We start from the raw sequence: 24564 nt of genomic DNA, 5'->3' as shown, positions 1-24564 counted from the left end.
GTGCTGATGTGCTGATGTGCTGATGTGCTGATGTGCTGATGTGCTGATGTGCTGATGTGCTGATGTGCTGATGTGCTGATGTGCTGATGTGCTGATGTGCTGATGTGCTGATGTCGGGACTGATGGGAAAGAGTAAGCCGACAGACAATACGCAATAGGGTCATCTGTCGGCTTCAAAGACTACCTGGTACAGGCGGCATTTATCGCGTCTGCTGTTTGACCATCTCGATGTAGATCTCGCGCAGGCGACGCGTAATCGGGCCAGGCTTGCCGTCGCCGATGGTTCGGTCATCAAGCGTCACTACCGGAAGAACGAACGTGGTGGCTGAGCTGATGAAAACCTCTTTGGCATGATAGGCCTCTTCCGGCGTGAATAGCCGCTCTTCCAGTCGGATGCCATCCTGCTCGGCCAACTGCAAAATAGCCTTGCGGGTGATACCGTGAAGGATGTCGTTACTGAGAGGGCGGGTCACCACCGTATTATCGTGCAGCACAATGTAGCAGTTGCATGAACTTCCTTCCGTCACAAAACCATTCTCCACCATAAAGGCGTCTTCCGCGTTGTGCGCGTGGGCAAACTCTTTTGCAAGACAGGCCGCCAGCAGACTGACGGTTTTAATGTCGCGACGATGCCAACGAATGTCCGGGCAGGTCACGACCCGTAGCCCGCGTTCCGCCACCGGATTTTCAAGCACCGGTCGAGCCTGGGTAAACAGGACCAGCGTCGATTTCACGTCGGCACCGGGGAAGTGAAAATCGCGATCGCCCGCATTGCCGCGCGTCAGCTGAAGGTAGATAGCGCCTTCCTGCATCTGATTTTTTTCGATCAAGGCCTGATGAATATTTTTCAGCTCTTCAATGCTGACCGGCAGCGTCAACGATAGCTCCCGACAAGAGCGCTGCAGTCGGGTCATGTGACCATCGAATTCGGCCAATTTGCCGTTGACCACGGCGGTGACTTCATAAACGGCGTCCGCGAACAGAAAACCGCGGTCGAACACGGAAACAGATGCTTCCTGTTCTTGCACATAGCGGCCGTCAACATAAACAAGACGTTGCATTACAACACTCCTCTAACTCGTCATTTGGCGCAGCTTATGCGTTAGCCCCATAGTCCCGCCGTAGGTGGTGCGATGATACTGCCATCATAGTGCAGACCATTTTCACGGTCGCGTTGCAACAGCAATGGGCCGTCCAGATCGACCACCTCAGCGCCTTGCGCTACAACGGTGGCTGGCGCCATAGACAGCGACGTGCCGACCATGCAGCCGACCATAATCTGCAGGCCCGCTTTCTGGGCCTCGGCGCGCAGGCGCATGGCCTCGGTCAGCCCGCCGGTTTTATCCAGCTTGATATTGATCATGTCGTAGTAACCGGCGATGCCGCTGAGGGAATCGCAGTCATGGCAGGATTCGTCGGCGCAGATGGGAATAGGATGCGGCAACACCTCCAGCTCGCTGTCTTGTCCGGCGGGCAGCGGCTGCTCAATCATCGTCACGCCCAGCGCCGCCAGCTCGGGCACCAGTTTCAGATAAAGCTCGGCGTTCCAGCCCTCGTTGGCGTCGACGATAAGTCTCGCGGCAGGGGCGCCTTCACGTACGGCGGCTACTCTCGCCAAATCGTCTTTGTCCGCCAGCTTTAGCTTCAGCAAAGGTCTGGCGGATTGTTTCTTGGCCGCTATACGCATGTTGTCCGGCGTATCTAACGACAAGGTATAGGCGGTTTCAAGCGCGTTGGGCGCCGATGACGGCAGTCTCTGCCAGACTCGCTGTCCGGATTGTTTGCATTCCAGGTCCCAAAAGGCGCAGTCGACCGCATTACGCGCCGCGCCGGAAGGCAGGCGGCGTTGAAGCGCTATCCGATCCAACCCGTTGCGGAGATCGTCCTCCAGCGAGCGGATCTGCGCTATTACGCTATCGATGGACTCGCCGTAGCGCGCGTAGGGAACGCACTCGCCATAGCCTGTCGCACCGCCCGCGCTCAGCGCGACGACAACGACATCGGCCTGCGTTTTGCTGCCGCGCGAAATAGTAAAGGTGCCTTGCAGCGGCCAGCTTTCATGAGAAACGTGAAGTTCTGTCATAGGTTAGCCAACTGGTCAACGATGCGTCCAACGCCCTGTCGGAAGGGATCGACCACCGGCAGGCCGAATTTACTTTCCGTCTCGGTAATGAATTTTTGCGCGGCGGCTTCATCCAACGCCGAGGTATTCACGGAGATGCCGACGAAACGCGCATTGGGATTGGTGAGGTGCGCCATCGATAAATTCAGCGCCATACAGGCGGCGAGATCGGGGATCGGATAGTCGACGCCGCGCATGGTTTTACGCGTTGGTTCGTGGCACAGCACCAGCGCATCCGGCTGAGCGCCGTGAATGATGCCGGTGGTTACGCCCGCGAAGGACGGATGAAATAGCGATCCTTGACCTTCGATCACATCCCAGTGATCGGCGTCATTGGCTGGAGCCAGCNCCTCGACGGCGCCGGCGGTGAAGTCAGACACCACGGCGTCGATGCTAACGCCTGAGCCGCTAATCAGAATGCCGGTCTGACCGGTAGCTCGAAAAGTCGCCTTCTCGCCGCGCGACAGCAGTTCTTTCTCAATCGCCAACGCGGTATACATCTTGCCGCAAGAGCAGTCGGTGCCGACCGGAAGCAGCCGTTTGCCGGTCCGTTTGCGACCGTTGGCGACCGGGAAGGTTTGCGTTGGATGGCGAACGTCGTAAAGGTTTCTTCCCAGCTTGGCCGCCAGCGTGCTGAGTTCAGGGACGTCGGCTAGGCGGTTATGCAGCCCGGCGGCCAGGTCCATACCGCTTTCCAGCGCTTCGCTCAATACGGCTATCCACGCGTCGGAAATGATCCCGCCCCGGTTGGCGACGCCGATCACCAGCGTTTGCGCTCCGGCGGCGCGAGCCGTCGCGATGTCCATATCGGGCAGTTGGCAGTCCGCGTGACACCCCTCCATACGAAACTGGCCTACACAATATTCGGGATGCCATTGCTTGATGCCGATGGCCACTTTTGCAGCCAGCTGATCGTGCGCATCACCCAGAAATAACAAATAAGGCTTTTTGATATCCATCGTACATCCTCGAATTAAATTAAGGCGTCAGTCATTAATCATGCGATATGCGTTTTTGGGGCGAGAAGGTGTGTCTGTTTAATCGATAATAACGAGAGTTATATTGTTGTCAATGCAGGGGTTCAATCAGTTTTTATATCTATCTTGGTGGTGATTTCCTGGTGTTAAATTTTTATTTATACGTTTTTATTGAAATTAAATATCGATAATTTTTTATATTTGGAATTGTCGTTTTTTTAATAAAAAAATCAGACAGTGTTTTTATTATTTATTTTTTAATTCATTGTTTTTTAAGTGTTTTTATTTTTTCTTTTCGACTGCGCTATTTTGGTGATAATGACGCATTGTTGGGCCCCAAAATAATGCAATATCGGCTCTGCTTTGGTAATAAAGAAGTCAGCTATTTACGTCGGTATGCTCCTTTTTTGATGCTCCTTCTACGTATGCTTAGACAATGAATATCTCTAGAAATAAAAGGGGAAGTCTACTCGTTTGTCTCGATGGGGTGGGGGGGCAGCGGTTATTGGTCGTTTCGCTTGAGAGTGGAAGGCGCGTCAAATTTTTACGTTGAGCTTATCGACAGCGCCCGGAAACTGGGATAGCGTGAGGGCTGACTCGCTCGCGGGTCAATACGTCGCTCGGACGGTCCGGGCGCTTACGTGACTACGAGGTATTTATGGCTGATAGTAACTCTCCGCGCCGTTTTTCGCGCATTGATCGTCTTCCCCCTTATGTCTTCAACATTACCGCTGAACTGAAAATGGCTGCGCGTCGCCGTGGCGAAGACATCATCGATTTCAGTATGGGAAATCCCGATGGCCCCACGCCGCCGCACATTGTTGAAAAACTCTGTACGGTCGCCCAACGCGAAGATACGCACGGTTATTCGACCTCTCGCGGCATTCCGCGTCTGCGCAGAGCGATATCGCGCTGGTATGCCGACCGCTATCAGGTAGATATCGACCCGGAGAGTGAAGCCATCGTCACCATCGGCTCCAAAGAGGGGCTGGCGCATCTGATGCTGGCAACCCTCGATCATGGCGACACGGTATTGGTGCCCAATCCCAGCTACCCCATTCATATTTACGGTGCGGTGATCGCCGGTGCGCAGGTTCGCTCTGTACCGTTGGTGGACGGCGTTGACTTCTTCAACGAGCTGGAACGCGCTATCCGCGAAAGCATCCCCAAACCCAAGATGATGATTCTGGGGTTCCCTTCCAATCCGACGGCACAGTGCGTCGAGCTGGACTTCTTCGAGCGGGTCGTGGAGTTGGCGAAACAATATGACGTGCTGGTCGTGCACGATCTGGCCTACGCCGACATCGTCTATGACGGCTGGCAGGCGCCTTCCATCATGCAGGTGCCCGGGGCCAAGGATATCGCGGNAGAGTTCTTTACCCTGTCCAAAAGCTATAACATGGCTGGATGGCGGATTGGTTTCATGGTGGGGAACCCCGAGCTGGTGAATGCGCTGGCCAGGATCAAAAGCTATCACGATTACGGCACGTTCACGCCGCTGCAGGTGGCTGCAATTGCGGCGCTGGAAGGCGACCAACAGTGCGTGCGCGATATCGCGGAGCAGTACCGTCAGCGCCGCAACGTGCTGGTCCGCGGGCTCCACGAAGCAGGATGGATGGTCGACGAGCCGAAAGCGTCGATGTACGTGTGGGCGAAAATACCGGAAGCGTACGCGCATCTGGGTTCTCTCGAGTTCGCTAAACGACTGCTGGCGGAAGCCAAAGTGTGCGTATCGCCGGGGATTGGTTTCGGCGACTACGGCGATACCCACGTTCGTTTCGCACTTATCGAAAATCAGGATCGTATCCGTCAGGCGGTCAGGGGCATCAAATCCATGTTCCGCGCGGACGGCATTCTGCCTGCGTCGCAGAAAAAACACGGCCATAGCGCCTAGCTCTTAGCCTTATCGGAAAAGCCGGGCACCCGCCGTTCGTCTCATCGGTAGACGACGGCGGTGCAGGCTTTTCTCACGGATGTTTTATCAAAAGGACGAATCAAGTCATGCGTTTCTCTTCGCTTCATATCATCGGTTTCACCTTCTGCTGCCTGATTATCGCCGGTTGCCAGTCATCTTCTCCGTCNCGTTCCGCGAACGCCAGAGCCACTCAGGATGAGCAAATCAACCAGCTCGCGTCGTTGGTTGCCGCCGGAAAATATCTGCGCACGCAGTGTAACCGCAGCGATTTGCCAGATGACAATACGCTCATGCGCGGCGCGCTGCGTCAGGGTGAAAAGAAGGGATGGGATGTCAGTGGGTTTCAAATGTTGCCGCCGCTGAGCGACACGCTCTATGAAGGACTCCTGAAGGACGGGACGCCGAAAGATCAACAGTGCTCGGCGTTTAATCTGTCCGTCTCTCCATTCCTTAGCGCCATTCGCGGTTAGGGTGACGGCGGTTTGTTCTCGGAAGATTCTGGTTTTCCTCCCGGCCAGTCTTCCAGCGCATCCAGAATAAAAGGCTCGCCGTTGACGCTGAACACGGTGACATCCTGCTGAATCTGTTCGATCACCACGCCGCCAAACGGGCTATCGCCTTCACGATAGCGTTGGTTGTTCAGCGTGATGCTGCGCCGCTCCGGTTCCGACGTAAACACGTGTGCGCTGTAGGTGAAGGCAGGCAATTCGCTGTTGTCCGCCGAAGGGGCGGCCGGCATGGGCGCGGCGCTGGCGGTGGGCAAAGTTGTTGCGTGGCTGGGCGGCGCCGTGGCGGTGTGAGGCGGAGGCGTTGTCGCCTGGCGAAATTCCTGACAGCGCTGATGCCCCAACCATCCCAGCGCGAACAGCAGCAGGGCGTAGAGGACCAGCAGATAACCAGGAATGACATAGCCTCGAGAAATCGGGGACGATGGGGTTACTTCCGGTGCGCTGTCCACATTTTTTCCTTAAATATCATGCGATAGCTTCCTTTCTCACTCACTTTGGGAGCGCCGGGATTCCCGGATTGACGGATTTGCGCGAAGGCTCGCATATCGAGATTAAAATCCCGATATAGCGTGGGAGAACGCTCAGAGGGGCGTTCCTTAATTCGGTTGTTCGTGGCATCATATACCCGTTTTTTTCTCGGGGGAATGGATTGCCTGAGAGGCGACTGCAGGGCCTAAACGGCTTTGATGGATGGGTCGGGCATCGTTGCCAAGGCATAGGGATAATGTTTCTCATGGATAAAGTAAAATTGCCATCGCTGACGCCACGGACGCTCAGACGGGGCCTGCTGGCGCTGTTTCTGCTGTTGACCGTTCTGCAGATGGCATCGTTGTTTCAACACCGTGATCCGGCGCCGCTACCGGTCGTCGCGCGATCGGCGACACCTCAGCCACCTTCTTCTCTCGATCTCCCCAACGACTACTCTCTGTTTGGCGTCGCACCGGAAAAAGCGGCCGCTCCCGATCCGGAAGTTGAACATCCCGATGCGCTACCGCTTTCTTCCCTGCATCTGTCGCTGACGGGCGTATTACTGAGCCAGGATGCCGCGCATTCGATCGCCATCTTCAGCAAAGATAACCAACAGTTCAGCTGTAGCCCCAACGAGTCGCTGCCCGACGACGACGCCAAACTGGTCGCCATCCACGCCGACAGCGTGGTTCTGCTCTATCAAGGCCGTCATGAGGTATTGCGGTTGTACGAACAGCCGGGCGGCGAAGAGTCCCAGACCGATACGGCTGCCCTGCAGCAGCTCCAGCCGCGGCCTTCCTCTCCAATTAGCGACTACCTTGAACTCGCGCCGCTGATTAACGGCAACAAATTGAGTGGATATCGTATCTCGCCGGGTCGGCATCCCGATGTCTTTTACCGGGTGGGACTGCAGGATCGCGATGTGATTATCGCGCTGAACGGACTGGACTTGCGTGATGAAGCGCAGGCGAAAACCGCCATGGAGCGGATACCGGAAATTCACACATTTACCCTGACCGTCGAACGTGAAGGGCAACAACAAGATATCTACATGGAAATTGGGGGCGAAGAGTAACGTGCGGAGCAAAGGAGTGATCAAACGATGGGAGCGAGCGGCAATCGGCTCGCTGCTGTTGGCATCTTGCTGGTGCTGGGGCGCGGAGTTTTCCGCCAGCTTCAAAGGAACTGACATTCAGGAGTTCATCAATACCGTCAGTAAAAACCTGAATAAAACCGTCATTATCGACCCCAGCGTGCGCGGCACCATTACCGTGCGCAGCTACGACATGATGAACGAACAGCAGTATTACCAGTTTTTCCTCAGCGTGCTGGACGTCTATGGGTTTTCCGTCGTTCCGCAGGATAACGGCGTCCTGAAGGTCGTGAGAGCCAAAGATGCGAAAACCTCCGCCATCCCGCTGGCCAGCGATGAGCAGCCGGGCCACGGCGATGAAATCGTGACGCGCGTGGTCGCGCTCAATAACGTCGCCGCGCGCGACCTGGCGCCGCTGCTGCGCCAGCTGAACGACAGCGCCGGGGCGGGAAGCGTCGTCCACTATGAACCGTCCAACACGCTGTTGATGACCGGCCGCGCGGCGGTGGTCAAGCATATGATGGAGATCGTCGCACGGGTGGAGAAAATAGGCGGACGGGAAATGGTCACGGTCCCGCTGAGCTTTGCGTCGGCGGACGATATGGTCAAGCTGGTGAACAATCTTAATAAGACCGACGAAAAAAATGCGCTGCCGAGCAGCATGTTGGCCAATGTGGTGGCGGACAGCCGGACCAATTCCGTCATTGTCAGCGGAGAAGAGAAGTCGCGTCAGCGCGCGGTGCAGATGATCCGTCAGCTCGACCGTAAGCAGGTGGTGCAGGGCGGCACCAAGGTCATCTACCTCAAATACGCCAAGGCGGTCGAGTTGCTGGAAGTGCTGGCGGGAAGCGGCACCAGCGGCAGCCGTAATAGCTCCAGCACTCCCAATACGTCGCACAGTACCCAGAACAGCGGCAGCAGCAGTTCTTCCTCCTCCTCGTCTTCCTCGAATAGCGAAGACAGTTCTTCGTCCAACAGCAGCAGTCTCGGTTTTGGCTCGGCTTTCAGCTCCAGCGGCAGCTCGGGCGGCAAAACCATCATGATTCAGGGGAAAGAGGTCACGGTCCGCGCCCATGACCAGACTAATGCGCTGATTATCACCGCGCCGCCCGACATCATGAGCGACCTGGAACAGGTCATCGACCAGTTGGATATCCGTCGTCCTCAGGTGCTGGTGGAGGCGATTATCGCCGAAGTGCAGGATGCGGACGGTTTGAATCTCGGCATCCAGTGGGCCAACAAGCGGGCGGGCATGACGCAGTTCACCAGCACCGGTATGCCGATTTCGACGGCCATGGTTGGCTCCGATCAGTATCGCGCCGACGGCACGCTAACCAGTAGCTACTCCAGCGTGCTCAGCAGTTTCAGCGGGATTGCCGCCGGGTTTTATCAGGGCAACTGGTCGATGCTGCTAACGGCGCTGTCCAGCAACTCCAAAAACGACGTGCTGGCGACGCCCAGCATCGTCACGCTGGACAACATGGAAGCCACCTTCAACGTCGGGCAGGAAGTGCCGGTGCTCTCAGGCTCTCAGACGACCTCGGCGGACAACATTTTTACTACCGTGGAACGTAAAACCGTCGGCATCAAGCTGAAGGTCAAACCGCAGATCAACGAAGGCGACTCCGTGCTGTTGCAGATCGCGCAGGAGGTCTCCAGCGTGGCGGACTCCTCGTCGAGCAGCACCAGCAGTCTGGGCGCGACGTTTAACACTCGCACGGTGAACAACGCGGTGCTGGTGGGAAGCGGCGAAACCGTGGTGGTCGGCGGACTCCTCGACAAGACTACGCTGGAAACCGACAGCAAAGTGCCTTTCCTCGGGGATATTCCGGTGATCGGCAATCTGTTTCGTTCCAAAAGCCGCCAGGTGACCAAACGTAATCTGATGCTGTTTCTCCGGCCGACCATTATTCGCGACGGCATGCAGTATCAGACGGCGACAATAAACAAATACCGCGCCTTCAACGAGGAGCAGCAGCAGCAGCGTGGCGCCNCGCGCGCCAGCGGCGTAGTGCTGGATAACGACACGCTGCGTCTGCCCGCTGGCGGAGACACGATGGTCTTCCGTCAGGTACAGGCGGCCATCTCGTCGTTTTATGCCCGGGAGGGGCGATGAGCGTGCAGGACGTTGCGGCTTCAGGACGTCATCCGGTCCTGCCGTTCGCCTACGCCCGCACCCATAAAATACTGCTGTTGCAGGAAGAGCAGCAGCAGGCGCCGGCGCAGGTTTTCTGCGTTGATGAAACGCAGCCCGATGCTTTTCTGGAAGCCCGACGCGTGGCGGGCGTTTCATTAAACGTGAGCCGCCTCAGCGAAGCGGAGTTCGAGCGGGCGCTGGTGCAGCACTATCAGCGCGACTCCGCCGCCGCACAGCAGTTGATGGAAGACATCGGCAACGATATCGACTTCTACACGCTGGCCGAAGAACTGCCGGACAGCGACGATCTGCTGGATGCGGACGACGACGCGCCGATCATCCGCCTGATTAACGCCATGCTGACGGAGGCGATCAAGCACAAAGCCTCCGACATCCATATTGAGACCTACGAACGAAACCTGCTGATCCGCTTCCGTATCGACGGCGTGCTGCGGGAAATCCTGCGCCCGCCGCGTCAGCTGGCGCCGCTGTTGGTGTCTCGCATCAAAGTCATGGCGAAGCTGGATATCGCTGAAAAACGCGTGCCTCAGGATGGACGCATGGTGCTGCGCATCGGCGGCCGCGCCATCGATGTGCGCGTTTCGACGTTGCCCTCCAACTACGGGGAGCGCGTAGTGCTGCGCCTGCTGGACAAAGACAGCGTGCGGTTGGATCTGGCCGCGCTGGGCATGAGCGCCGCGCACCAGCGAGAGGTGGACGAGTTAATCCACCGTCCGCATGGCATCATTCTGGTGACCGGGCCGACAGGCTCGGGGAAAAGTACCACGCTGTATGCCGCGCTCAGCCGCCTCAACGCCACCGAGCGCAACATCATGACGGTGGAAGATCCCATCGAGTATGAGTTGGACGGGATCGCCCAGACACAGGTGAACACCAAGGTTGGCATGACGTTCGCGCGCGGGCTGCGCGCCATCCTTCGTCAGGATCCGGACGTTGTGCTGGTGGGGGAAATCCGCGACGGCGAAACGGCGCAGATCGCCGTGCAGGCTTCGCTGACTGGGCATCTGGTGCTGTCGACGCTGCATACCAACAGCGCCTTGGGCGCGCTCTCCCGCCTGACGGATATGGGCGTGGAGCCGTTTTTGTTATCGACGTCCCTGCTCGGCGTGTTGGCGCAACGGCTGGTGCGAACACTGTGTCAGGACTGTCGCCAGCCCTACACGGTCAGCGCTGAACAGGCGCAGCAGATGGGGATTGCGCCCGGCGCTCGGCTGTATCGGGCCGGGGGCTGTCCTGCCTGTAATGAAACAGGCTATCGCGGGCGAACCTCGATACATGAGCTGTTGCCCATCGACGACGACGTTCGAACGGCGATTCACCAGCGGGAAGGGGAACAGCAGATTGCGCAACGGCTGGGCGAACGCTGGGGATCGTTGCGACAGAGCGGCCTGCAGCAGGTCATCGCCGGTATTNCCACCTGGGACGAGGTGGTGCGCGTGACAAGGGCGGAATGAGATGGCGCTGTTTCACTATCAGGCGCTAAACGCGCAGGGGAAACGTAGCCGCGGCGTTCAGGAGGCCGACTCGGCGCGGCAGGCCAGACAACTGCTGCGCGAGAAAGGGCTGGTAGCGTTGACGCTGGAAGCGCAGCGCGATACGAGGTCGTCCGGGGACGGTGGATTCTTTACGCTGCGGCGGTCTCAACGCATCGGAGCCAGCGATCTGGCGCTGCTGACCAGACAGCTGGCGACGTTGGTCGCCGCGGCCTTGCCGCTGGAAGAAGCGCTGGCGGCGGTGGCTGAGCAGAGCGAGAAGGCCGCGCTGCGCACGTTAATGGCGGCCGTGCGGGCCAAAGTCGTTGAAGGACACTCGCTGGCGGAGGCGCTCAGCAGCTTTCCCGGCAGTTTTGAGCGTCTGTACTGTGCGATGGTGGCGGCGGGCGAAGCCTCCGGCCATCTGGATATCGTCCTCAATCGGCTGGNGGACTACACCGAGCAGCGTCAGCAGATGCGCAGCCGCATTCAACAGGCGATGATCTATCCCTGCGTTCTGACGCTGGTCGCCATCGCGGTGGTGTGCATCTTACTTTCCGCCGTGGTGCCTAAAGTCGTGGACCAGTTCGTTCATATGAAGCAGGCACTCCCTTTTTCCACGCGGCTGCTGATGGGGATCAGCGACGCGGTACGTGTCGGCGGCCCGTGGGTGCTGCTGCTGTTGGCGCTGGGGATGGTGGCAGGACGCTGGCTGCTGCGACAGGAAAAATATCGGCTGCCTTTCCACCGTTTTCTCTTGCGGCTGCCGGTCGTCGGGCGCGTGTTGCGCGGACTTAACACCGCGCGCTACGCCCGCACGCTCAGCATCCTCAACGCCAGCGCCGTGCCGCTGTTGCAGGCAATGCGTATCAGTGGCGATGTGCTGAGTAATGACGATGCCCGTCAACGGCTCACGCACGCGACGGAGGCGGTACGCGAAGGCGTGAGTTTGCATCAGGCGTTACAGCAGACGTCGCTGTTTCCCCCGATGATGCGACACATGATCGCCAGCGGCGAACGCAGCGGCGATCTCGACGCCATGCTGGTGCGTGCGGCCGACAATCAGGATCGCGAATTCAGCGCGCAGGTCACGTTGGCGCTGGGACTCTTTGAGCCGCTGCTGGTCGTCACGATGGCGGGCGTCGTGCTCTTCATCGTGCTGGCCATTCTCCAGCCGATTCTGCAATTGAACACGCTTATGAGTATGTAATTTCGAATAACGTCAAAGGAAACAATAAAATGGAACAACGTCAGCGGGGATTTACCCTGTTAGAAATCATGGTGGTGATCGTTATTCTCGGCGTATTGGCCAGCCTGGTGGTGCCCAATCTGATGGGAAATAAAGAAAAGGCCGACCGACAGAAAGCCGTCAGCGATATCGTGGCGCTCGAGAGCGCGCTGGATATGTACAAGCTGGACAACAGCCGCTACCCCACGACGGAGCAAGGCCTGTCTGCGCTGGTGAAAAAACCGAGCACGCAGCCCGAACCACGCAATTACGCGCAGGATGGCTATATTCGCCGTCTGCCGCAAGACCCGTGGGGCGCCGACTATCAGTTGCTGAGTCCCGGCAACCATGGCCGTATCGACGTGTTCTCCTACGGCCCGGACGGCATGCCGGACAGTGAAGACGACATCGGCAACTGGAATATCGGCAATGGGGCGCACAGCGCGAATCCGTGATGCGTCAGCGCGGGTTCACCCTGCTGGAAATGATGCTGGTGGTGTTGCTGGCCGGCGTCTCGGCCACGCTGGTGATGATGGCGTTTCCACAGCAAAAGCCGCGGGATGCGCAGTGGCAGATGGCGCGCTTTCGGGCGCAGCTGGAGCGCGCGGTGGCCGACAGTCAACAGAACGATCGTGTACTGGGATTCTATCTTGCGCCGCGCGGCTGGCAACTCGCGGTGCTGGAACCCGCTGACGCGTCTGCGCCGGAGGCCTACCAGTGGCAGCCAAGTTCTCCGCCCATCACACTGCCCGCTGACATCCGACTGGCCTTCACCGCGCAGTGGAAGGATGGCGAGGTGGATCAGGGCGTGACCTCAAAACAGGCGTCGCCGACCGTTCTGATCTTGCCGGGCGGCGAGATCACGCCTTTCCGCCTTGAATTTCGGCAAGGCGAGGGGGACGGCGCTTGGCTGGAGGTTGACGGGAACGGCGCGATCCACACCTCCTCGGCGGAGGGGCGCGGGCAATGAAGCAACGGGGCATGACGCTGCTGGAAGTGCTGGTGGCACTGGTAGTGTTCGCACTGGCGGGACTGGCCATATTGAAGACCACCGCGCAGCAGGCCAGTACGCTGGGGCGGCTGGAAGAGAAAACCTTTGCCGTATGGATCGCCGAAAATCAGCTGACCGCGCTACGGCTGGAAAAACAGTGGCCGTCGACCACTTGGACCGACGGCCGCGTGATATTCGCGGGATCGACGTGGTACTGGCGTTATCGGGGCATTGATACCGGTGTCGACAGCGTACGCGCAGTGGATGTCGAAGTGCGCCACGGAAGTCATGACGCCACGCCAGCGGCAATATTACGCAGCGATTTACCGCAGCCGGTAGAGGATGACGGTGATGAGAATTAACGCCTCTCGGGGGTTCACGCTGCTGGAGATGATGCTGGCGCTGGTGGTGTTCGCCGCGCTAAGCCTCAGCGTCTCATCGGTTCTGAATGGAGTGATGCGTCAAGACGAACTGTCTACGCGTAAAAGCGCACGACTCGAAGAGTTGCAGCGCGCCTTTACACTGATGGAACGCGATTTCACCCAAATAACGCCGCGACGCAGCGAAACCGCCGAACCGGGATTATTCGCCCAGCGCAATGGCATCGAAAGCGAAGATGGCGCCGCCAGTTTCATACGCAGCGGCTGGTTGAATCCGCTGGGCATTCTGCCTCGTTCCGAGCTGCAGCGGGTGGGATATCGCCTGCGTCATGGCACGCTGGAGCGCCTGTTTTTCGACTCCCCGCAGCCATTGCCCAGACAGGAAATGGCGATCCGTCCGCTGCTGACTCAGGTTGACGGTTTCACGCTGAGTTTCTTCTCTGAAGGCGGCTGGCAGGATCGCTGGGACGATCCTGATCGGCTGCCGCAAGGGGTTTCGGTGACGGTCAATCTGCGTGATTACGGCGAGATCACGCGCCTGTTCCTCCTGCCGAAGCAGGAGGATCCGGAGGCGAAAGAGAATGACCGAGAGCTGGAAGAGGCCGGGAGCGATCAGTCAGACGATACGGATGCAGACACGACGTCGTCGTCTGGCGACGGCGCATCGGAGGACAGCCAATGAAACGACAACGGGGAATGGCGTTGTTGGTCGTGCTGCTGATGCTGGCGCTGATGGTCATTGTGGCGACGTCGGTCGCGGAGCATACCGGCACGGCTTATCAGCGCACCGATAGCCTGTTGACCCGAACGCAGGCTCATTGGTACGCGCTGGGCGCAGAGGCGCTGATGGGCAGCGTCCTGCAGCGTGACGGGCAAGATTCGCCGAAAATCACCTTCATTGGACAGCCGTGGTCGCGTGTCGACAGGCAGAGGCTGGACGACGGACGGGAAATGGTTGGGCAGATTCACGACGGGTCGACCTGTTTAAATTTGAATGCCCTGCAACCGCGTCCTAAAAACGTCAGAACGTCAGGAACGATCTCGACGGCGAAGGCGTCCGATAAAACGCCTTATGCCGCGCAGGTTTTCAAACAATTGATCGTGGTGCTTGGCGAGAAAGGCGAGCGGGCGGATGCGGTCACCGCCGCCGTGCGAGACTGGCTGGACGAAGACAGCGAGCCGCGGGCCGGCGGGGCCGAAGAGGACGCTTACCCGCGCTATTTGCCAGCGAATCAGCCGATGGCGGATGTATCCGAACTGCGCGCGATCAACGGGGTGGATGCAGACCTCTATCGCCGGTTGCTGCCCTACGTGTGCGTACTGCCAGTCGATAAATTCACCATTAATATCAATTCATTGACGCCACAGCAGGCGCCGCTGCTGTCCGCGCTGCTGATGGGGAAACTCAGCCCGGAGGAGGCGGAGCGCGTATTGGCGCTGCGCCCTGCGAAAGGCTGGCAAAACGTGGATGCCTTTATGGGGCTGCCGCAGCTGCCGGAGTCCGGAAAAAGCAATATTCGTCAGGCGCTGGCGGTCAAAAGCGACTGGTTTTTCGGCGACGTCCGCATTCAGGGAGAAGAGGGCGCGTTCTATCAGCGTAGTTTGTTTCATCGCCATAAGCGGCGCATAGATGTCATACAACGGCAGTACGGGGGATACAGGACGATGAACCAATGAGTAATAGGACGCCGGCCGGCGAGATTCGGTACTTGACCTTGCGCCTGGGCGCAGAGGACGACCTTCAGGTTGAATGGTTAATCGCAACCTCTTCGCCTTTTCACATCCTGACGCAGGGCGTCGGGACGTTGGACCAATTGCACGCCGAACTGGTGCGCTATCCGGTGAGCGCCGCCCGGATTTGGGCGCCCGCGACGGCGATGGCGTTTCACACGGTAACGCTGCCGCGCCGCACGCAACGCCACTGGCGGCAGGCTATTCCGTTTATGTTGGAAGAGCAGCTGGCGTCGGATATCGAGCAGCTGCATTTCGCGGTCGTCGCCCGGCAGGGAGAGCGTTTCACGGTGGCGGTGATGCAAAAAACGCTGATGGCGCGCTGGGTGGCGCAGTGCCAGTCCATCGGTGTTCACATCGACGCCATTCTGCCGGACGTGTTGGCGTTGACGCTGGCGGAAGAGGGCTGGAGCGCGGTGCTTCATCGGCAGACATGGCTATTCAGAACGGCGATTGGCGCGGGCATGGCGGCCGAAGAGGCGTGGTGTCAAACGCTGCTGGACAGTCACGACGCCCGGCCCGTGATTTATAGCTACAGTTCGCTCCCGGCGGACGTGGAAAACTGGCGAGCGCTGCCGGAGGCGTCGCTGATGACGATGGCCGCGCATGCCCCCGCTATGCCGGGCGCGGATCTTCGCCAGGGCGACTTCGCCGTCGGCGAGCCGTGGCGCGAGGCTGTCGCCCCCTGGCGCGGCGTGATTGCCGCCGCTGGCCTTTACCTGCTGGCGCTGACAGGCAGCAGCCTGTGGGATCACTATCAGCTTTATCGGCAGTCCGCCTTCTGGCGGGAAGAAAGCGTCCGGGTCTACCGGGCGCTGTTTCCTGACGACAAAGTGGTCGTTAATCCGCGTGCTCAGATGCAGCAGCGCCTCCGGGCCGCAGGAAGCGGCAATCCGGCGGCGTCGCTGGCGGCGCATGTTGGGCGTTTGCAACAGCTGGTGGCCCGCCATGATGGGCTGCAGCTGATCACGCTGGGGTACGATCGCCGACGGGGCGAGCTGCGGCTGCAGCTACGCGCGGCCTCGTTTGTACAAATGGAGCAGTTTCGTCAGCAGGCGTCCGCCTACTACGACATCCCGCCGGGAGAAATGAAGCAAGAGCGGGATCACACGGAAGGTCAATTGGTGCTAAGGAGCAAGCTATGAACATGATGTTATTGCAGCAGCGCTGGCTGGGGATGCAGCCGCGAGAGCGCCTTTTACTGGCGATAGCCGCCGGACTGTTGCTGGTGTGGTTGATTTACAGTCTGCTGTGGCAGCCCTGGCATCAGCAGGGGCTGCGCTGGCGTCAGGCCGCCGAGCGCGAACGACAGGCGGTGATGTGGATGCGCCAGCAGGAGTCCAGGCTGCCGCCGCCCGGCGCGCAGCCTCGCGAAGTCGAAGGGCGCGAGATCAATCTGACGGAATTGATCCCCCAAAGCGCCGCCCACAGCGGCATTACCATCCAGCGTCTTCAGCCGCAGGATGAACGCATTATGCTGACGCTGTCCCCCTGCGATTTCGCCACCCTGATGCGCTGGCTGGCGGAGCTGGAACAGAAAAACGGCGTGGTGACACAAGAGCTTGAGGTGGCCGCGCAGACAGACCACTCGGGTATTGTTGCCGTCAACAAGCTGTCGATGGAGCGGTTGCCTTAACGCTTTCATTTTCCCCTGAAAAAAGGAAAAACGCTCATGGAGTTAGCTGCGTTTGCCGGTTCATTTCCCCTGGTGTGGCTGGCGGCGCTGGTGCTGCTGGGGCTGATTGTCGGCAGTTTTTTGAATGTCGTGATCCATCGGCTGCCGGAGATGCTGGCGCGACGCTGGCGGCAAGAGGCTTGCCGAACGCTGGAGATGGACGAACCGGAGCCCGGCGAGCGTTACGATCTCTGCTGGCCGCCGTCATCTTGTCCACGCTGTCGCCAGCCGTTGCGCCTTAGAGACAACGTCCCGTTGCTGAGCTGGCTATGGCTGCGCGGGCGTTCGCACTGCTGCGGGCAGCCGATTTCCGGGCGTTATCCGCTGACGGAGCTGATGGGCGGACTCCTCTTTCTACTGGCGGGGTTGCTGTGGCCGCCGGGAGAAGCGTTACTGGGCGCTCTGGTGCTATTCAGCGTTCTGCTGACATTGGCGATGGTGGATATCCATACCCGTCTGTTGCCGGATGTGCTGACGTTACCGCTGTTATGGGCCGGACTGTTATTCAATGTTGACGGTGCGTTCGTGCCGCTGTCGCAGGCGGTCGTGGGCGCCATTGCGGGATACCTGTCCTTGTGGCTGGTATATTGGGCTTTTCGCTGGTTTTCCGGCAAAGAGGCGCTGGGTTACGGTGACTTTAAGCTGTTGGCCGCGCTGGGGGCGTGGCTGGGATGGGCCAGCTTGCCGAATGTCGTGCTGATCGCGTCGCTGGCCGGACTGGCATTGACGCTGTTATGGCGGTTGATTCGCGGCGGCAGTCTACAGGCCTCGCTGGCCTTCGGCCCTTGGCTGGCGCTGGCTGGCGCCATTGGTCTGGTCTTGAACGCGGTAGGATAGCGCGCCGCCCGGCTTTAGGCCTCGGCGGGGCTTATCAGGCTGAGGGACGATCCGTCAGCCTGTCATTGGCACTGAAAGGGATGTTTTTTACCCGGTGGCGATAGTGTGCTCGGTCGTGGGGCCGAATCAGTTCACCATCAGCATAAAAGTTCCAATCCATAGAACCAAAATAAATGAAACCGCAATAAAGAAGTACTTCACTGATTATTCTCTCCAGCAACCACCGTGTCGCGATGATGATTGCATCGTTATGATGATGGTATCGCTATGATGCGCATGAGTTGTCCATTATGCAGATAAACGATCGCCCGATGAGTCAGGCTGAGGCGCTTTCTGGTCGGAGATGACGGCATGGCTGTGGGGCCGTATTTTACCGGCGCCCAATCTACGCTGGGTATGGGGAGGAATTCAAGAGGTATACCCGGCAGAATGCGGAAATCGAGTGCGATCGCACGGATCTTTGCCACTTCGCCATCTGCGCGTTTATTCTGTGTGCGGGTTGATGAGATAACGGAGACAGGAAAACCGATGCAAACACCTTCAATTTTCTCGCAATTATGCGCACGGCTCGATCAGGGACAGGCGCGCTATCGGGTTGTCGAACATGCCAGCGCCGGACGCTCGGAAGAGGTCGCCGCCCAGCGCGGTACGGCGCTGGGGCAGGGCGCGAAAGCGCTGGTATGTCACGTCAAGGGCAATGGTTTACGCCAGCACGTTCTGGCGGTGCTGCCTGCCGATTGTCAGGCGGATTTGCAGCGGCTGGCTCAAGGGCTGGGCGGCACCCGCGCTTCGCTCGCCAGTCCGGCTGAAGTGGAGATACTGACGCGCTGCGTATTCGGCGCTATTCCGCCGTTTAGCTTCCATCCCGATCTGCTCTTGGTGGCCGATCCACACCTGTTTTCCCGTTTCGATGAGCTGGCGTTCAACGCCGGATCCCTGGAGCGTTCGCTGATATTAAACACACAGGATTATCAGCGCATCGCCGAGCCGCGCGAGCTGGAATTCATCCGGTTGTAGTCCGTTGAGACGGGTGAAAATGCCGTACTCGCGCCTCCGCTGGAACGCCAGATGCCGTGTGACGGAGCGCAAAATTTGATGCAGATAACCTCGATACAAATGCAAATCACCGTGATAGGCTGTTAACTTAAGCTATATTGTTATCAACTTGTAAAAACTTGGAGCCTCCACGCGCGCCGGACGACGACAGCGCGTCAACCTGGGGGCGCGGGCCTGTCCTGCGCCGATGTCGCTCCATCCAGGCAGTCAATGAACAGGGAGAAAAAAGTCTGATGCAGACGACAGAGTTGGACCTGCGGCTGGCGGAAATCGACCAGCGCATAAAGATGGTGCTGGTGCCGGGATTGCGCGACAGTGGTGAAGAGCACTGGCAAAGCTACTGGCATCAGCGTTTCCCGTTCTGGCGTCGCGTCAGTCAGAAGGAGTGGTTTCCGGCGGACCTTGATCGCTGGGCGCTGGCAATTCGTCGGGAGCTGGCGGAGTGCGAGCAACCGGCGCTGCTGATCGGCCATAGTTTTGGCGCGCTGGCCTCATGCTACGTGGCGCAGGAAGCGATGGAAGGGATTGCGGGCGTGATGCTGGTCGCGCCGGCGGAGCCAATGCGTTTTGAGATAGAAGAGCGTATTCGCGCCGAGCGGCTGAATGTTCCCGCACTGGCTTTCGCCACTCACAACGATCCGCTCATGACCTATGAGCGCGCCAAACACTGGTCGGAAGCCTGGGGCTGTGAGTTAGTCGATGTGGGCGAAGGCGGCCATATCAATGCAGAATCCGGTTTCGGAACCTGGGAATATGGCCTGCAGCGGCTGGCGGATTTTGCGGAAAGTCTCATCCCGCTGGAAGCCTGAACTACGCCCCCAACACCGTAGTGGTGAGCCGAACGATGCAGCACAGCTTGCCCTGCGGCGTAAACACCTCGATTTGCCAAACCTGATTTTTCTGTCCGAGATGCAGCGGCTGGCATACGCCGCGCACCTCGCCTTGACTGACCGGGCGCAGGTGGCTCGCATTAATTTCCACGCCGACCACACATGCCCCCGGCTCACTGCACAGATAGCCGGCCATCGATCCCAGCGACTCCGCCAGCGCGACTGAAGCGCCGCCATGCAGCAGTCCGAAGGGTTGACGCGTGCGATCGTCCACCGGCATCGTGGCTTCCAGAACACGTTCGCCCAGATGGGTAAATGCCATCCCCAGATGAGACAGCATGTTCCCTTCCGTCATTTGATTGAGCTGTTCAAGCGTCACGTCTCGCTTCCAGATCATGCGTTTTCTCCCCTCCTGTTGATGACAACCGCCGCCGGAGCGGCGGCGAGCCGCCTTAAGCTCTCATGATCCTACGCGCCGAGCGTCGCGCCGCCGTCGATGACGATATCCTGCAGCGTGATATGGCCCGCATGCGATGAGGCCATAAACAGCACGGCGTCGGCGATGTCTTCCGGCCGGGCGATTTTACGCAGCGGGATCCCGAGCTTGTACTGTTCCGGAAAACCCTCAATGGTGCGCTGCTCGGCATCGGGCGCGTGCCAGAGACTGCGCTGCATCGGCGTATCGGTGGAGCCGGGAGAAATCAGGTTGCAGCGCACGCCGTAGGGCGCCAGTTCCAGCCCGACCGTCAGGCACAGGCTGCGCAGCGCGGCTTTGGACGCGCAATATGCCGCCATACCGACGCGCGGCACGTGCGCGGCGTTGGAGCCGATGGAGACGATGGCTCCGGCGCGCTGGCGCTGGAACTGCGGCAGCGTGGCCTGGAACAGGTTGAAAGCGCCGCCCGCGTTGACGCCGATGCAGTCCAGCCAATCTTGCTGGCTGAGGGTTTCCGTCGCGCCCATGCGCAGGATACCCGCGCCATTCACCAGCACGTCCAGCCGTGGCGTGCGCGCCAGCAACTCGCCACAGTTGTCGGCGACGGCGGCCGCATCGCTGATGTCCAGTTTGCGGCGTAAAAACGGGGCGTCGGCTTCCTCGAATTCGACGTCAAAGCCGGTGACGTCGGCGCCCGCCTGCGCGAAACGGCAGGCGACGACATAGCCGATGCCGCGCCCGGCGCCGGTCACCCAGACCTGCTTGCCGCGGAATTCCGCCTCCAGACTCATGCTTCCTCCCGCTGCGGTTCGGTCAACAGGTGCAGCCAGTGCGCGATCGTGGGGTTTTTAACCAGTGCGACAAAGTCCAGATCGTGTCCGGCCTGACGCCAGCGCGCGACCAGCGACATGATCCGCACGGAATCCAAACCGTAATCCAGCAGGTTTTCATCGTCTTCCAGATCTTCGCTGCCTTCATCCAACAGGGGCAGCAGTTCGGCCCGTAGCTGTTCCCGGCTATAGCCGGGGGCCGGCGCGATCTCCGCCAGCAGCTGATTGACGGTGGCGACGCGGCCACAGCGTCCGGCGGCGTAGCGTAATGCCATCATGTGCTCTTCCTGCGAAAAATCGGCCAGCGCATCGGCCGCCATGAACGGCTGGATGTCGCGCATAAAGGCGTCGTTGGCGGTCGTGAGGCAACCGATGTGGGCGTACACGCCGCAGATGATCAGTTGGTCGCGTCCGGCTTTCTTCATCTGCTGTTCCAAATCGGAACGCACAAACGCGCTATAGCGCCATTTCACCAACACCGTATCGCCGGTTTCCGGCGTCAGCGCCGGGATGATTTTCTGCTGTTCGGGATGCTGGTTGATGCCCGGTCCCCACATGTCGTTGAGCAGCGCGCGGTCGCTGTCGCTCTGCTGCTGCGGCTGCGCCGTGTAGAACACCGGGATGCCCTGCTGGCGGCAGATCTGTTTCAACCGCGCGATGTTCTGTACCACCCGTGCCGTCAAGGGGCTGTCTTCGCCCCAGAAATTCAGGAAATACTGCTGCATATCGTGGATCAGCAGCGCCGCCCGCTGAGGCTCCAGCGTCCAGCGCACTTTGTTGACGGGCAGCTGCTCTGCGGTGGGAAGCGGGTAGGCGTTCAGTTTGGGGATACTCATCAATTATTCTCCTGCTGAGAAGGGGCGAAGCGTTCCTGCGCCATCTGTCGCAGACGTTTCTTATCGACTTTTCCGACCGGGGTTTCCGGCAGGGCGGACAGGGTTGCCACGCGGTCGGGCAACTTGTAATCGGCGATGCCTAGCTGACGCAGATGACGACGCAGCTCGACGGGTTTAAGTGCCTGACGGGCGACGATGAAAGCGCAGCTTTTTTCGCCCATCAGCGCATCCGGCACGGAGACCAGCGCGGCATTGATGACGTTCGGGTGACGCAGCAGCAGGTTCTCGATCTCCTCGGCGGCGATTTTTTCTCCGCCCCGATTGATAAGGTCATTCTCCCGCCCAACCACCTGAAGATAGCCGTCGGCGTGCCGGATAATGCGGTCGCCGGAGCAGTAAAAACCCTCAGCGTCGAACGCCTGCCGGTTCTGCTCGGGACTGCGGTAATAACCGCGAAACGTATAGGGGCCGCGCGTCATCAGTTTTCCCGCCTGTCCCGGCGGCAGCGGATTGCCTTCGGCGTCGGCTACCCAGACTTCGTCGTCGGGGCTGATTGGGCATCCCTGAGTGGCGTAGCGGTGCGCGTCATCGTCGTCCAGTCGAGTGTAGTTCACCAGCCCTTCCGCCATGCCGAACACCTGCTGCAATTGGCAGCCCAACTCGGCAGGGATGCGTCGCGCCAGCGATTCGCTCAGGCGCGCGCCGCCCACCTGCAGCAGTTGCAGGCTGTTAAGCGCGGCGCGTTCCCCGGCCGAGGCGGCCGCTTCAAGCCACAGGATGACCGCCGGCGGCACCAGCGCGGCGACGGTGGCTTGATGTTGACGGATGAGCGGAAAGCAGCCGCTGGCGCTGGGGTCGGGCGCGAGTATGACGCAGCCGCCCGCATAGAACGTGCCCAGCGCGCCCGGCGAACTGAGCGAATAGTTATGCGCTGCGGGCAGCGCGCACAGGTAACGGGTGGCGGCGGTGAAGCCGCAAATATCTACACTGGCGCGTACGCTGTAGTAATAGTCGTTGTGGGTTCGCGGGATCAGCTTCGGCGTGCCGGTGCTGCCGCCCGATAGCTGGAAAAATGCGACCTGATCCGGCGGCGTAGGGGTCGATGTGGAAATGTCGATGTCGTTATTCATCAGCGCGGACAACCCGTTATCGTCGTCGTCGCCCAGCAAGACGACCTGCGTGAGCGCTGGGCAGCGCTCACGCAGCTGACCGACGAAACGGTCGTCGGCGAACAGTGGGTGACGTCGATCCGCGATGAGCAGCGTCGGCTCAATCTGGTCGGCGTAGGAGTCAAGTTCGCTGCGTTGATGGCTGGGTAGCGCATTGACGGGGACGATACCGGCGCGCAGCAGCGCGAAATAGACGATGTAAAATTCGGCGATGTTTCCCAACTGCACCAGCGCGGTGTTGCCGCTGCGCATGCCGCGTTGACGCAAGGCGGCAGAAAGTTGCGACGCCAGTCGATCCATCTGTCGATAGCTGAATCGCCGCTCGCCGCAGATGACGGCCACGGCGTCGCTGTCCTTATGCCGCGCCAGAATGTCGTCCAGCGGTACATCGGTCCAGTAACCGCGCGCCCGATAGCGTTGCTCTAGCGCGGGCGGCCAGCGGTTGAATTCAATGTTCATGCGGCGTACTCCCTGTCTTGCTGTAACCCGAAGGCGCGCAGCATGGTGCTGAGTTTGACGCCGGTCTCCTGCCATTCGGAGAGCGGCTGGGAGTCCGGCACGATCCCCGCGCCAGCGAACAGCCGCACCCGGTTGTCTTGCACCTCGCCGCAGCGAATGGTGACCGCCCNCTCGCCGTTGCCCTGAGCATCGCACCAGCCGACAATGCCGCCGAACCGCTGACGGTCAAATGGCTCCAGCTCGCCGATTCGGTCCAGGGCCGACTGGAACGGCGTGCCGCACAGCGCCGGGGTGGGGTGCAGCAGGCAGGCCATCGACAGCGCGTTTTCCCGCGGATCGATGACCTCGGCCTGAAGATGGGTGGCCAGATGCCACAGCACCGGCGTACTGATGAGCGTCGGCTCTTTCGGCAGCGTTAATGAGCGACAGCGCGGCAGTAATGTGCGCTGCATTTCTTCGATCACCAGCTGATGTTCGTAGCGATCCTTGGCGGAACTTTGCAGCGCCTGCTGCAGTCGGTGATCTTCGCCGGCATCGTTGCTGCGCCGGCTGGAGCCGGCCAGCGGCTGCGAGGCGATCGTCGTGCCCTGTTTGCGCAGCAGCAGTTCGGGACTGGCGCCCACCAGACAGCCTTGCGCCAGCGGCAGGTGGAAGTTGTAGCTCCACGGATTTTGCTGGTTAAGCTGTAGCAGCAGCGAGAGGGTGTCGAGCGGCTGCTCGGTCTCAATGTCCAGCAGGCGGGAGAGTACGATCTTGTTCAGCTCGCCGCGTTTTGTGGCGTCGATACCGGCGCTGACCATCCGCATGAAGGTCTCTTGTTCCGGGATTTGCCGCTGACGGAGAATACGGGGGTAGGCCGCCGCCGGGCGTTCCGCCAGCGCATCACGCTTGATCCAGCGATACGACGTGGGAATTTGCAGGTTAACCGGCTGACGTTTATCGAAAGGGATCGCGCCAACCAGCAGCGGATTGTCGAGACCGTCGCGCTGCGCCTGTTCGAGCAGCTGACGCATCTGGCGCTGGAATGCGCCGTTCAGGTCGTCGCCGTCGTCGGCCGGGTGGGTTAACGTGGAGTAACAGCCGCGAGCATGCAGGCTGGCGGTGGGCGACAGGAAGAGCATGTCGTCTCGGCGTAGGTCGCTGATATCCGACGCGGAAGACTTGGCAGATAGCGTAGACACAGTCCGTTCCTTATAGTTGATTCAAAAAAACGAAATAACGCGGCAGGTTTATTTCGTCGAAATTATGCTGTGGTAATCGCAGGTCCCTTCACCGGAACCCTCCCGTTAGGACGCATTTATTCGCCGTTTCGAATGAATGGCGTGCGCAGATGCCGTCAACATGGGCTGCGCGAATAAAGCCCCTTACGGCGAATTCTCAAGGCAATAAATA

The 24564-nt window shown here is 59.7% G+C and carries 26 protein-coding genes; 16 read left to right on the top strand and 10 right to left on the bottom strand.

Features of this window, described 5'->3' with window-relative positions:
• Positions 1 to 200: 200 nt before the first annotated feature.
• The 3 genes from SB13_RS08880 to dgcN are packed head-to-tail and all read right to left on the bottom strand — an operon-like array spanning position 201 to position 3081.
• Positions 201 to 1061, bottom strand: a complete 861-nt coding sequence (locus SB13_RS08880; protein WP_026740009.1) for a D-amino-acid transaminase — start codon at positions 1059 to 1061, stop codon at positions 201 to 203.
• Positions 1062 to 1102: 41 nt separating this feature from the next.
• Complete coding sequence (gene dgcA / locus SB13_RS08875) at positions 1103 to 2083, bottom strand: N-acetyl-D-Glu racemase DgcA (RefSeq protein ID WP_026740008.1); 981 nt, start codon at positions 2081 to 2083, stop codon at positions 1103 to 1105.
• Positions 2080 to 3081 (bottom strand): N-acetyltransferase DgcN, encoded by a 1002-nt coding sequence (gene dgcN / locus SB13_RS08870; RefSeq protein ID WP_026740007.1) that lies wholly within the window; start codon positions 3079 to 3081, stop codon positions 2080 to 2082. Before dgcN ends, dgcA begins: the two co-directional genes overlap by 4 nt.
• A gap of 676 nt (positions 3082 to 3757) precedes the next feature.
• Here dgcN and alaC point away from each other — a divergent pair.
• Positions 3758 to 4993, top strand: a complete 1236-nt coding sequence (alaC, locus tag SB13_RS08865) for an alanine transaminase (RefSeq protein ID WP_026740006.1) — start codon at positions 3758 to 3760, stop codon at positions 4991 to 4993.
• A 107-nt stretch (positions 4994 to 5100) separates the two neighbouring features.
• Complete coding sequence (gene gspS / locus SB13_RS08860) at positions 5101 to 5484, top strand: type II secretion system pilot lipoprotein GspS (RefSeq protein WP_026740005.1); 384 nt, start codon at positions 5101 to 5103, stop codon at positions 5482 to 5484.
• Here the strand turns inward: gspS and gspB are convergent.
• Entirely contained in the window at positions 5481 to 5972 is a 492-nt protein-coding gene (gene gspB / locus SB13_RS08855; RefSeq protein ID WP_026740004.1) for a type II secretion system assembly factor GspB, read from the bottom strand. The two genes, gspS and gspB, sit on opposite strands and share 4 nt — an antisense overlap.
• A 284-nt stretch (positions 5973 to 6256) precedes the next feature.
• On the opposite strand from gspB, the gene gspC reads away from it, so the two are divergent.
• From gspC to SB13_RS08795, 12 genes are all read left to right on the top strand, one after another.
• Positions 6257 to 7066 carry a type II secretion system protein GspC gene (gene gspC, locus SB13_RS08850; protein ID WP_026740003.1) on the top strand — a complete coding sequence of 270 codons (810 nt, stop codon included), beginning with the start codon at positions 6257 to 6259 and terminating at the stop codon, positions 7064 to 7066.
• A gap of 43 nt (positions 7067 to 7109) precedes the next feature.
• Positions 7110 to 9200, top strand: coding sequence for a type II secretion system secretin GspD (gene gspD / locus SB13_RS08845; protein WP_235202395.1), 2091 nt, complete (start codon positions 7110 to 7112; stop codon positions 9198 to 9200).
• Positions 9197 to 10696: a type II secretion system ATPase GspE gene (gene gspE / locus SB13_RS08840; RefSeq protein ID WP_026740001.1), complete on the top strand. Its 1500-nt coding sequence runs from the start codon at positions 9197 to 9199 to the stop codon at positions 10694 to 10696. Before gspD ends, gspE begins: the two co-directional genes overlap by 4 nt.
• Position 10697: 1 nt before the next feature.
• Positions 10698 to 11924, top strand: coding sequence for a type II secretion system inner membrane protein GspF (gene gspF, locus SB13_RS08835; RefSeq protein WP_026740000.1), 1227 nt, complete (start codon positions 10698 to 10700; stop codon positions 11922 to 11924).
• A gap of 29 nt (positions 11925 to 11953) precedes the next feature.
• A complete protein-coding gene (gspG, locus tag SB13_RS08830; RefSeq protein WP_026739999.1) occupies positions 11954 to 12397 on the top strand; it encodes a type II secretion system major pseudopilin GspG in 444 nt (147 codons plus the stop codon).
• A complete protein-coding gene (gspH, locus tag SB13_RS08825) occupies positions 12397 to 12912 on the top strand; it encodes a type II secretion system minor pseudopilin GspH (RefSeq protein ID WP_026739998.1) in 516 nt (171 codons plus the stop codon). Before gspG ends, gspH begins: the two co-directional genes overlap by 1 nt.
• Positions 12909 to 13295 carry a type II secretion system minor pseudopilin GspI gene (gspI, locus tag SB13_RS08820; protein ID WP_026739997.1) on the top strand — a complete coding sequence of 129 codons (387 nt, stop codon included), beginning with the start codon at positions 12909 to 12911 and terminating at the stop codon, positions 13293 to 13295. The genes gspH and gspI overlap by 4 nt, the downstream gene beginning before the upstream one ends.
• Positions 13285 to 13995 (top strand): type II secretion system minor pseudopilin GspJ, encoded by a 711-nt coding sequence (gene gspJ / locus SB13_RS08815; protein WP_026739996.1) that lies wholly within the window; start codon positions 13285 to 13287, stop codon positions 13993 to 13995. Before gspI ends, gspJ begins: the two co-directional genes overlap by 11 nt.
• On the top strand, positions 13992 to 14990 hold the full coding sequence (gene gspK, locus SB13_RS08810; protein ID WP_026739995.1) for a type II secretion system minor pseudopilin GspK: 999 nt from the start codon (positions 13992 to 13994) through the stop codon (positions 14988 to 14990). Before gspJ ends, gspK begins: the two co-directional genes overlap by 4 nt.
• Complete coding sequence (gene gspL / locus SB13_RS08805; RefSeq protein ID WP_026739994.1) at positions 14987 to 16189, top strand: type II secretion system protein GspL; 1203 nt, start codon at positions 14987 to 14989, stop codon at positions 16187 to 16189. Before gspK ends, gspL begins: the two co-directional genes overlap by 4 nt.
• On the top strand, positions 16186 to 16680 hold the full coding sequence (gene gspM / locus SB13_RS08800; RefSeq protein ID WP_051616510.1) for a type II secretion system protein GspM: 495 nt from the start codon (positions 16186 to 16188) through the stop codon (positions 16678 to 16680). Before gspL ends, gspM begins: the two co-directional genes overlap by 4 nt.
• A 36-nt stretch (positions 16681 to 16716) precedes the next feature.
• Positions 16717 to 17556 (top strand): prepilin peptidase, encoded by an 840-nt coding sequence (locus tag SB13_RS08795; RefSeq protein ID WP_026739992.1) that lies wholly within the window; start codon positions 16717 to 16719, stop codon positions 17554 to 17556.
• Between the two features lie 126 nt (positions 17557 to 17682).
• Here the strand turns inward: SB13_RS08795 and ypdK are convergent, their stop codons facing one another.
• On the bottom strand, positions 17683 to 17757 hold the full coding sequence (gene ypdK, locus SB13_RS18165) for a membrane protein YpdK (RefSeq protein WP_139823924.1): 75 nt from the start codon (positions 17755 to 17757) through the stop codon (positions 17683 to 17685).
• Between the two features lie 327 nt (positions 17758 to 18084).
• Between ypdK and SB13_RS08790 the strand changes: the two genes are divergently transcribed.
• Both SB13_RS08790 and SB13_RS08785 read left to right on the top strand, forming a co-directional pair.
• Positions 18085 to 18573, top strand: a complete 489-nt coding sequence (locus tag SB13_RS08790) for a YbaK/prolyl-tRNA synthetase associated domain-containing protein (protein ID WP_026739991.1) — start codon at positions 18085 to 18087, stop codon at positions 18571 to 18573.
• A 272-nt stretch (positions 18574 to 18845) separates the two neighbouring features.
• Positions 18846 to 19421 carry an RBBP9/YdeN family alpha/beta hydrolase gene (locus tag SB13_RS08785; RefSeq protein WP_026739990.1) on the top strand — a complete coding sequence of 192 codons (576 nt, stop codon included), beginning with the start codon at positions 18846 to 18848 and terminating at the stop codon, positions 19419 to 19421.
• A 1-nt stretch (position 19422) separates the two neighbouring features.
• Here the strand turns inward: SB13_RS08785 and SB13_RS08780 are convergent, their stop codons facing one another.
• The 5 genes from SB13_RS08780 to SB13_RS08760 all read right to left on the bottom strand — a co-directional run bounded on the left by SB13_RS08780 (position 19423) and on the right by SB13_RS08760 (position 24353).
• On the bottom strand, positions 19423 to 19839 hold the full coding sequence (locus SB13_RS08780) for a hotdog fold thioesterase (RefSeq protein WP_026739989.1): 417 nt from the start codon (positions 19837 to 19839) through the stop codon (positions 19423 to 19425).
• A 71-nt stretch (positions 19840 to 19910) separates the two neighbouring features.
• A complete protein-coding gene (gene dhbA / locus SB13_RS08775) occupies positions 19911 to 20669 on the bottom strand; it encodes a 2,3-dihydro-2,3-dihydroxybenzoate dehydrogenase (protein WP_026739988.1) in 759 nt (252 codons plus the stop codon).
• A complete protein-coding gene (locus tag SB13_RS08770) occupies positions 20666 to 21544 on the bottom strand; it encodes an isochorismatase (protein ID WP_026739987.1) in 879 nt (292 codons plus the stop codon). The genes dhbA and SB13_RS08770 overlap by 4 nt, the downstream gene beginning before the upstream one ends.
• Positions 21544 to 23172, bottom strand: a complete 1629-nt coding sequence (locus SB13_RS08765; RefSeq protein ID WP_026739986.1) for a (2,3-dihydroxybenzoyl)adenylate synthase — start codon at positions 23170 to 23172, stop codon at positions 21544 to 21546. The genes SB13_RS08770 and SB13_RS08765 overlap by 1 nt, the downstream gene beginning before the upstream one ends.
• Positions 23169 to 24353, bottom strand: coding sequence for an isochorismate synthase (locus SB13_RS08760; RefSeq protein WP_026739985.1), 1185 nt, complete (start codon positions 24351 to 24353; stop codon positions 23169 to 23171). Before SB13_RS08760 ends, SB13_RS08765 begins: the two co-directional genes overlap by 4 nt.
• Positions 24354 to 24564: the final 211 nt, after the last annotated feature.

Source organism: Lonsdalea quercina subsp. quercina (genome assembly GCF_000688695.1).
GTDB lineage: Bacteria > Pseudomonadota > Gammaproteobacteria > Enterobacterales > Enterobacteriaceae > Lonsdalea > Lonsdalea quercina_D.
This window is presented reverse-complemented; position numbering and strand designations above follow the sequence as displayed.

Bases quoted from the DNA above. Each gene is read 5' to 3' on its own strand.
- gspL (WP_026739994.1), top strand. From the start codon at position 14,987: ATGAGTAATAGGACGCCGGCCGGCGAGATTCGGTACTTGACCTTGCGC.
- SB13_RS08765 (WP_026739986.1), bottom strand. From the start codon at position 23,172: ATGAACATTGAATTCAACCGCTGGCCGCCCGCGCTAGAGCAACGCTAT.
- gspH (WP_026739998.1), top strand. From the start codon at position 12,397: ATGCGTCAGCGCGGGTTCACCCTGCTGGAAATGATGCTGGTGGTGTTG.
- dgcA (WP_026740008.1), bottom strand. From the start codon at position 2,083: ATGACAGAACTTCACGTTTCTCATGAAAGCTGGCCGCTGCAAGGCACC.
- dhbA (WP_026739988.1), bottom strand. From the start codon at position 20,669: ATGAGTCTGGAGGCGGAATTCCGCGGCAAGCAGGTCTGGGTGACCGGC.
- SB13_RS08795 (WP_026739992.1), top strand. From the start codon at position 16,717: ATGGAGTTAGCTGCGTTTGCCGGTTCATTTCCCCTGGTGTGGCTGGCG.
- gspM (WP_051616510.1), top strand. From the start codon at position 16,186: ATGAACATGATGTTATTGCAGCAGCGCTGGCTGGGGATGCAGCCGCGA.
- SB13_RS08880 (WP_026740009.1), bottom strand. From the start codon at position 1,061: ATGCAACGTCTTGTTTATGTTGACGGCCGCTATGTGCAAGAACAGGAA.
- gspG (WP_026739999.1), top strand. From the start codon at position 11,954: ATGGAACAACGTCAGCGGGGATTTACCCTGTTAGAAATCATGGTGGTG.
- SB13_RS08785 (WP_026739990.1), top strand. From the start codon at position 18,846: ATGCAGACGACAGAGTTGGACCTGCGGCTGGCGGAAATCGACCAGCGC.
- gspI (WP_026739997.1), top strand. From the start codon at position 12,909: ATGAAGCAACGGGGCATGACGCTGCTGGAAGTGCTGGTGGCACTGGTA.
- SB13_RS08770 (WP_026739987.1), bottom strand. From the start codon at position 21,544: ATGAGTATCCCCAAACTGAACGCCTACCCGCTTCCCACCGCAGAGCAG.
- SB13_RS08790 (WP_026739991.1), top strand. From the start codon at position 18,085: ATGCAAACACCTTCAATTTTCTCGCAATTATGCGCACGGCTCGATCAG.
- gspC (WP_026740003.1), top strand. From the start codon at position 6,257: ATGGATAAAGTAAAATTGCCATCGCTGACGCCACGGACGCTCAGACGG.
- SB13_RS08780 (WP_026739989.1), bottom strand. From the start codon at position 19,839: ATGATCTGGAAGCGAGACGTGACGCTTGAACAGCTCAATCAAATGACG.
- gspK (WP_026739995.1), top strand. From the start codon at position 13,992: ATGAAACGACAACGGGGAATGGCGTTGTTGGTCGTGCTGCTGATGCTG.
- gspJ (WP_026739996.1), top strand. From the start codon at position 13,285: ATGAGAATTAACGCCTCTCGGGGGTTCACGCTGCTGGAGATGATGCTG.